Source organism: Streptomyces sp. SID14436 (genome assembly GCF_010548465.1).
In the GTDB taxonomy this organism is placed as follows: domain Bacteria; phylum Actinomycetota; class Actinomycetes; order Streptomycetales; family Streptomycetaceae; genus Streptomyces.
This window is the reverse complement of the sequence record NZ_JAAGMD010000455.1, coordinates 1-5,258: the sequence shown is the minus strand read 5'-3', so window position 1 is coordinate 5,258 and position 5,258 is coordinate 1. Positions and strand designations below refer to the sequence as shown.

The 5,258-nt window shown below is 74.2% G+C and carries 3 protein-coding genes and 1 pseudogene; all 4 read left to right on the top strand.

Annotation, left to right across the window (positions count from 1 at the left end; translation table 11 throughout):
- Positions 1 to 134: 134 nt before the first annotated feature.
- Complete coding sequence (locus tag G3I53_RS15755; RefSeq protein ID WP_164335713.1) at positions 135 to 1,499, top strand: deoxyguanosinetriphosphate triphosphohydrolase; 1,365 nt, start codon at positions 135 to 137, stop codon at positions 1,497 to 1,499.
- Between the two features lie 126 nt (positions 1,500 to 1,625).
- Positions 1,626 to 2,891 carry an FAD-dependent oxidoreductase gene (locus G3I53_RS15750; protein ID WP_164335711.1) on the top strand — a complete coding sequence of 422 codons (1,266 nt, stop codon included), beginning with the start codon at positions 1,626 to 1,628 and terminating at the stop codon, positions 2,889 to 2,891.
- 89 nt (positions 2,892 to 2,980) lie between these two features.
- Complete coding sequence (gene dnaG, locus G3I53_RS15745; RefSeq protein WP_164335709.1) at positions 2,981 to 4,912, top strand: DNA primase; 1,932 nt, start codon at positions 2,981 to 2,983, stop codon at positions 4,910 to 4,912.
- A gap of 142 nt (positions 4,913 to 5,054) precedes the next feature.
- Positions 5,055 to 5,258: pseudogene (locus tag G3I53_RS15740) on the top strand (RNA polymerase sigma factor); the annotation flags it as partial.

Here is a 5,258-nt window from a genome sequence, read left to right as displayed (position 1 = left end):
TCCCCGCCCCCCAGCCCCCGGCGCCCCGGGGGGCCGGGGTCCCCGCCGGTGCCCCGCCCCTCTCGGCGGGCGCCGTCCGGCGCCCTTCCCCTCCCGCATCCCCGTTCGTCCGTGCCTGCGTCTACTGTCGGCGCATGGAAGGTTTCCCGTCGGACACCCCCGCCGCGCGCTCCCCGTACGAGAACCACGTCCCGCCCGCCGGATACGACCCGGCGGCCGTCGAGCGCTGGGCCGCCGAGCCCGACAAGCGCCCCGGGCGTACCGCCTTCCAGCGCGACCGGGCGCGCGTGCTGCACTCCGCGGCGCTGCGCCGCCTGGCCGGCAAGACCCAGGTCGTCACCCCGGGGGAGGCCAACCCGGTCTGGGACGCCAGCCCCCGCACCCGCCTCACCCACTCCCTGGAGTGCGCCCAGGTCGGCCGCGAGCTCGGCGCGGCCCTCGGCTGCGACCCCGACCTGGTGGAGGCCGCCTGCCTCTCCCACGACCTCGGCCACCCGCCCTTCGGGCACAACGGCGAACAGGCGCTGAACGAGTTCGCCGAGGACTGCGGCGGCTTCGAGGGCAACGCCCAGTCGCTGCGCCTGCTCACCCGGATCGAACCCAAGCGCTTCGTCACCGACCCCGCCACCGGCGACGTCACCAGCGTCGGCCTGAACCTCACCCGCGCCGCGCTGGACGCCGCCACCAAGTACCCCTGGCCGAGGGACGCCCACCCCACCGACCCGGCCTCGCCGAAGTTCGGGGTGTACGACGACGACCGCGCGGTCTTCGACTGGCTCCGCAAGGACGCCCCCGGCGCCCGCATCTGCTTCGAGGCGCAGGTCATGGACTGGTCCGACGACGTGGCCTACTCGGTGCACGACGTCGAGGACGGTCTGCACGCCGGCCACATCGACCCCAACTGCCTGCACGCCGACCCGGAGCGGGAGGCGGTCTTCGCCGTCGCGATCGGCCGCTACGTCCCCGCGGACACCGACCCGGCGGAACTCGCCGAGGCCCTCGACCGGCTCCTCGCGCAGGAGTGGTGGCCGCACGGCTACGACGGGACCGCCGTCGCCCAGGCCCGGCTGAAGGACGCCACCAGCCAGCTCATCGGCCGGTTCTGCCTCGCCGCCGAGGGCGCCACCCGGCAGACCTGGGGCAGCGGCCGGCTCACCCGGTACGGGGCCGAGCTCGTCGTCCCGCGGGGCACCCGCATGGAGTGCGCCGTGCTCAAGGCGGTCGCCGACCGCTACGTCATGCAGCGCGCGGAACAGGAGCAGCTCCGCGCCGACCAGCGGATCGTCGTCCTCGAACTGGCCGAGGCGCTCACCGCCCGCGCCCCCGAGGGCCTGGACCCCCAGTTCCGCACCCTGTTCGACCGGGCCCCCGACGACCGCGCCCGCAAACGCGTGGTCGTCGACCAACTGGCGTCCCTCACCGACGCCTCGGCCCGTTCGCTTCACGCCCGGCTGACCGGGGCAGGAAGGAGACAGGACCGGCACCACCGGGACCGGTGAGACACGAGGGGGCGCGAGCCCGTCCGATCGTGACCCTGCGTGGCCTGATCGGGTCACTCCCCCTTCCCGCATCACTGTGCGTGCGGGAGGCTCGCATGTGGCGGCACCCTCAAGAGGAGGCATCACGTGGTCGACGCGGATCAGACATTCGTCATCGTGGGAGGCGGACTCGCCGGCGCGAAGGCGGCCGAGACGCTGCGAGCGGAGGGTTTCACCGGGCGGGTGATACTGATCGGCGACGAACGCGACCACCCCTACGAGCGCCCGCCCCTGTCCAAGGGCTACCTCCTCGGCAAGGACGAGCGCGACAGCGCCCTGGTGCACGAGCCCGCCTGGTACGCCCGCCACGACGTCGAACTCCACCTCGGCCAGACCGTCGACGCCCTGGACCGCGCCGCGAAGACCGTCCGCTTCGGCGAGGACGGCACCACCGTCCGCTACGACAAGCTGCTGCTGGCCACCGGCGCCGAGCCCCGCCGCCTCGACATCCCGGGCACCGGCCTGGCCGGCGTCCACCACCTGCGCCGCCTCGCCCACGCCGACCGGCTCAAGGGCGTCCTGGCCTCCCTCGGCCGGGACAACGGCCACCTGGTGATCGCCGGGGCCGGGTGGATCGGCCTGGAGGTCGCCGCGGCCGCCCGCGGCTACGGCGCGGAGGTCACCGTCGTGCACCGGGGCACCACCCCGCTGCACTCGGTCCTCGGCCCCGAACTGGGCCAGCTCTTCGCCGACCTGCACCAGGCGCACGGCGTCCGTTTCCACTTCGGCGCCACCCTCACCGAGATCACCGGCCAGGACGGCATGGTGCTGGCCGTCCGCACCGACGACGGCGAGGAACACCCCGCGCACGCGGTCCTCGCGGCGATCGGCGCGGCCCCGCGCACCGGCGTCGCCGAGGCGGCCGGCCTGGCCCTCGCCGACCCCGCCGACGGCGGCGGCATCCTGGTCGACGAGCAGCTGCGCACCTCCGACCCCGACATCCACGCGGCCGGCGACGTGGCGTCCTTCCCGCACCCCCTGTTCGGGACCAGGCTGCGCGTCGAGCACTGGGCCAACGCCCTCAACGGCGGCCCGGCCGCGGCCCGCGCCATGCTCGGCCGGGACGAGCCGTACGACCGCGTGCCGTACTTCTTCACCGACCAGTACGACCTGGGCATGGAGTACAGCGGCTGGGCCCCGGCCGGCTCCTACGACCAGGTGGTCGTCCGGGGCGACACCGGCAAGCGCGAGTTCATCGCGTTCTGGGTGAGGGACGGCCGGGTGCTGGCGGGCATGAACGTCAACATCTGGGACGTCACCGACACCGTCCAGCGCCTCATCCGCTCCCGGGCGGTCGTGGACACGGACGCCCTGGCCGACCCGCACGTCCCGCTGGACAGCCTCGCCCCCTGACGGGCGGGCCGCGGCGCGGTTCCCGGGCCCCGGCGGCGGGGGGCCGCCGCCGCCCCGGGAGTGTCCGCGCGGCACCGTAGACTCACGGTGTGGCTGGACGGATCAACGACGAGGACGTGAAGGCGGTACGGGACGCGGTCCCGATCGACGCCGTCGTCTCCGAGTACCTCCAGCTGCGCAACGCCGGCGGCGGCAACCTCAAGGGGCTGTGCCCCTTCCACGACGAGAAGTCGCCGTCCTTCCAGGTCAGCCCCGCCAAGGGCCTCTTCCACTGCTTCGGCTGCCAGGAGGGCGGCGACACCATCACGTTCGTGATGAAGGTCGACCACCTCTCCTTCTCCGAGGCCGTCGAGCGCCTCGCCGCCCAGGCCGGCATCACCCTGCGCTACGAGGAGGGCGGGTACAACCCCGCCCACCAGCGCGGCGAGCGCATCCGCCTGGTCGAGGCCCACAAGATCGCCGCCGAGTGGTACGCGGAGCAGCTCGCCACCTCCCCGGAGGCCGAGACCGGCCGGGTCTTCCTCGCCGAGCGCGGCTTCGACCAGGCCGCCGCCGTCCACTTCGGCGTCGGCTACAGCCCCCAGGGCTGGGACCACCTCACCCGTTTCCTGCGCGGCAAGGGCTTCAGCGACAAGGAGCTGATCCTCTCCGGCCTCGCCCAGGAGGGCCGCCGCGGCCCCATCGACCGCTTCCGCGGCCGGCTGATGTGGCCCATCCGCGACATCGGCGGCGACGTCGTCGGCTTCGGCGCCCGCAAGCTGTACGACGCGGACAACGGCCCCAAGTACCTCAACACCCCCGAGACGGCGATCTACAAGAAGTCCCAGGTCCTCTACGGCATCGACCTGGCGAAGAAGGACATCGCGAAGTCCTCCCGCGCCGTCGTCGTCGAGGGCTACACCGACGTCATGGCCTGCCACCTGGCCGGTGTCACCACCGCCATCGCCACCTGCGGCACCGCCTTCGGCGGCGACCACATCAAGATCCTGCGCCGCCTGCTCATGGACAACGGCAGCGCCCGCGTGATCTTCACCTTCGACGGCGACGCGGCCGGGCAGAAGGCCGCCCTGCGCGCCTTCGAGGACGACCAGAAGTTCGCCGCCGAGACGTACATCGCCATCGCCCCCGACGGCATGGACCCCTGCGACCTGCGCCTGGCCAAGGGCGACGACGCGGTCGCCGACCTCGCCGAACCCCGCACCCCGCTCTTCGAGTTCGCCCTGCGGCAGATCGTCGGCCGCTACGACCTGGACACCCCGGCCGGACGCGCCGCCGCCCTCGACGAGGCGGCGCCGGTCGTCGCCCGCATCAAGAACAGCGGGGCCCAGCACGAGGTCGCCGTCCAGCTCGCGGGCATGCTCGGCATCCTCGACACCCAGTTCGTCGTCAAGCGCGTCGCCCAGCTGGCCCGCTGGGCCCGCGACCGCGGCGGCAAGGGGCCCGCCCCCGAGCGGCCCGGCCGACCGCAGCACGGCGGCCCCCCGCAGCAGTACGCCGCCGCCCCGGCCGGACCGCGCGGCCCCGCCCTCAACCTGCGCAACCCGGTCTTCGCCACCGAGCGGGAACTGCTCAAGCTGGCCCTCCAGCGCCCGGAGCTGGTCTCCCCGGCCTTCGACGCGTACGGCGTCGACGAGTTCACGGCCCCGCCCTACGCGGCCGTCCGGCAGGCGATCATGGACGCCGGCGGCGCCGAGTACGGCACGCAGGACCCGCAGGAGTATCTGATCCGGGTCCGCGACGCCGCCCCCGACGACACCGTCCGCGCCATGGTCACCGAGCTGGCCGTCGAGGCGATCCTGCTGCATCGCGGGGTCAAGGAGGTCGACGAGACCTATGCGGGCGCCCAGCTGGTCACCGTCCGCCGCCGCGCGGTCGAACGCCGCATCCGCGATATCACCAGCCGCCTCACCCGCCTCGGCACGCAGGCGGACCCGGCCGAACTGACCGCGGTGCAGAACGAGCTGTGGGTGCTCCAGCAGTACGACCAGTCCCTGCGGGAGCACGGCGCGGCGGCGCTGTAGGGCCCGCAGCCCCGGCCGCGGCCCGGCGGCCGGACGCGCCCTCCCGGCCGGGGGCGGGTGACCGGCCCGTCACCGTCCGGTCGCAAAAAGTCATCGCACGCCCCTCGTGGGGACGATGTGTCGTACCCCACACTGGGGGGCGGTGCCTGAGTCCTCGGAGCGCGGCCGACCCGTCCCCGACGGTGACGGGACCCCCGCGGTCGCGCTCATCGCGTACGGGACGGACAGCGGCGAGGCCGCCGACTCCGCCCCCGACGTACCGCTGCCGCCCTCCATGGCAGCGATCATCCTGGAGGTCGCCCCCGTGCAGACCCGGACCCTCACCCAGACCGGCCCGGCCACGGCC